This is a genomic window from Empedobacter sp. UBA3475, assembly GCF_002378465.1.
Lineage (GTDB): Bacteria > Bacteroidota > Bacteroidia > Flavobacteriales > Weeksellaceae > Empedobacter > Empedobacter falsenii_B.
Window position 1 is genome coordinate 1 of record NZ_DFRA01000038.1, and the last position, 2,414, is coordinate 2,414.

General features: G+C 30.1%; 3 protein-coding genes. All 3 read left to right on the plus strand.

Annotated elements, in window-relative coordinates; translation table 11 throughout:
* Positions 1-678: 678 nt before the first annotated feature.
* From B3I31_RS08735 to B3I31_RS08745, 3 genes are read left to right on the plus strand one after another with little or no spacing between them, the layout of a single operon-like run.
* Positions 679-885 (plus strand): helix-turn-helix transcriptional regulator, encoded by a 207-nt coding sequence (locus tag B3I31_RS08735; RefSeq protein WP_114999434.1) that lies wholly within the window; start codon positions 679-681, stop codon positions 883-885.
* Positions 882-1,208, plus strand: coding sequence for a HipA N-terminal domain-containing protein (locus B3I31_RS08740; protein WP_114999432.1), 327 nt, complete (start codon positions 882-884; stop codon positions 1,206-1,208). Before B3I31_RS08735 ends, B3I31_RS08740 begins: the two co-directional genes overlap by 4 nt.
* Entirely contained in the window at positions 1,205-2,152 is a 948-nt protein-coding gene (locus B3I31_RS08745; RefSeq protein ID WP_114999431.1) for a HipA domain-containing protein, read from the plus strand. Before B3I31_RS08740 ends, B3I31_RS08745 begins: the two co-directional genes overlap by 4 nt.
* Positions 2,153-2,414 lie beyond the last annotated feature (262 nt).

The following is a 2,414-nucleotide window of genomic DNA, read 5'->3' on the forward strand; positions in this document are numbered from 1 at the left end:
GGTATTCATATGCCCTTCGGGGAATAGTCAAAAAAACTAACGAAAAAAGACTTGGCTGTAAAACTCTCTACTAAATATGTTCTCATTTCTCTAAATATTTTAAAAACCCTACGGGCTAATACCTTTTTAAGTTTCATTCAAACATTTTCTTAACGTGTGTGTTTTAATACCGTTTTCGTCATTCTTTTCCAATATTCAAATTCGCTTTTAGTACGGTCACTGAGGTTTTAGAAGGAAAAAATCAAACATGCGAAGGGAATAGATCGTAAAAATGTGGCTTCGTGAACCTCAGCCACCAAGAAAAACCTGTTCCTAGGCTCTCGAAGGGAAAAGATCAAACTATCAAGAAGAAAAGGTTTTCAGTATGGTTAAAATTTAGTTTATATCCATTTGTTATACGTCTTAATTAAAATTCGTCAGTTCGAGTGATTTTTCGAAATAATAATGAAGAAAAATTGTATCGAGAATAGAATTTTATCTTCAAAAAATTCAGCCACCAAAAGATCGTTCCCTGAGTTCTAAAAAGGAAAATATCGTAAAAGTGTGACTTCGAGAACCTCAGCCACAAAGAAATAATCGTACCCTAAAAGGTATAATACTTACGTTTATATAAATTTTATACCTTATTGGGTATAAAACAAAAATTATGACTATATTTATACCTCAAAGGGTATAAGTATGAATCAATCAATTGCAGAATTTATCAAACAAAAAAGAAAAAGATTAAAACTTACACAACCTGAATTAGCTGAGAGAGCTGGAGTTGGTTTAAGATTTATTCGTGAACTAGAACAAGGAAAACCTTCTGTAAGATTAGATAAAGTTAATCAAGTTTTAGCTTTATTTGGTTCTGAAGTTGGTGTAATTGATAAAATTGAGCAATGAGAAAAGGTTTAGTCTATTATAAAAATCTATTTGCAGGAACAATTTCTGAAAATGAAAATGGTTATATTTTTAAATACGATCAAGAATATTTGAATAATTTGGAATCGAAACCAATTAGTTTAATGCTTCCAAAACAACAAGATTCGTATGAAAGTAAAATTTTATTTCCTTTTTTTGATGGATTAATACCAGAAGGTTGGCTTTTGAATATTGCAGTAAAAAATTGGAAATTAAATTCTAAAGATCGTTTTGGTTTATTATTAACCCTTTGCAAAGATTGTATTGGAGCTGTTTCTATCATTTCAAATAATGAAGAATTATGATAAAATGCCTTAGTTGTTACAAAGAATTAGCAGAAAATGAAACTGATTTTCATTCTAAATGTTCTAAAAAAATATTTGGTTCAACTACTCCTCCACTAATTGAATTTGATAGTAAACAATTAGAAGAATTAGCAAAAGAGTTGATTGTAAAAAGTGTTGCAGTTACAGGTGTACAGCCAAAATTATCTTTAAATCTTATAAGCGATATAAATAAACAATCAAGATTTACAATTGTTGATCTTGAAGGAAATTATATTTTAAAACCTGCTTCAAAAGAATATATCGACTTACCCGAAAATGAAGACTTAACCATGCATTTAGCGGAATTGGTAAAAATAAAAACAGCAACACACACACTTATTCGGCTTAATTCAGGTGAATTGGCTTATTTAACAAAGCGATTTGATCGAAAAAATGAAGATAAAATTGCTGTTGAAGACTTTTGTCAATTGACTGAAAATTTAACGGAACATAAATATCGAGGTTCAATAGAAAAAATCGGAAAATTAATCTATCAACTAACTAAAAATAGTGGATTTGAAGCTCAAAAATTATTTGAAATTGTTTTATTTAATTATTTGACTGCAAATGCTGATATGCATCTTAAAAACTATTCATTAATCGAAAATGATTTCAATGAATACGAATTATCTCCAGCTTACGATTTATTGAATACGCTGTTATTAATTCCCGATGATAAGGAAGAATCTGCATTAACAATTAATGGTAAAAAAAATAGATTAAAAATAGAAGATTTCAATCAGTTAGCGAAAACATTAAAAATACCTAATAAATCAGTAGAGTCTATTTACAAAAGATTCATCAAAATTAGACTAAAATGGATCGATTTTGTGGAGATTAGCTTCTTAAATAAAGATACTAAACAAGCGTATATTGAAACATTGAACACTAGATTTAATAAATTGTTTAGTTCTAATAATTAGAGCAAGTATGACTTCAAGAACCTCAGCCACCAAGAAAACACGTTCCATGAGGCACTCGAAGGGAAAAGAGTAAACACTCGAAAGGAAAAGATCGTAAAATGTGACTTCGAAAACCTCAGCCACCAAGAAAACCGTTCCCTGAGGCACTCGAAGGGAAAAGATCAAACTCTTGAAAGAAAAATATCGTAAAATGTGACTTCGAGAACCTCAGACACCAAGAAATCGTTCCCTCAGGCTCTCGAAGGGAAAAGAGCAAACTCTC

Excerpts from the sequence above, each read along its gene's own strand:
- B3I31_RS08735 (WP_114999434.1), top strand. The coding sequence starts at position 679 with ATGAATCAATCAATTGCAGAATTTATCAAACAAAAAAGAAAAAGATTA.
- B3I31_RS08740 (WP_114999432.1), top strand. The coding sequence starts at position 882 with ATGAGAAAAGGTTTAGTCTATTATAAAAATCTATTTGCAGGAACAATT.
- B3I31_RS08745 (WP_114999431.1), top strand. The coding sequence starts at position 1,205 with ATGATAAAATGCCTTAGTTGTTACAAAGAATTAGCAGAAAATGAAACT.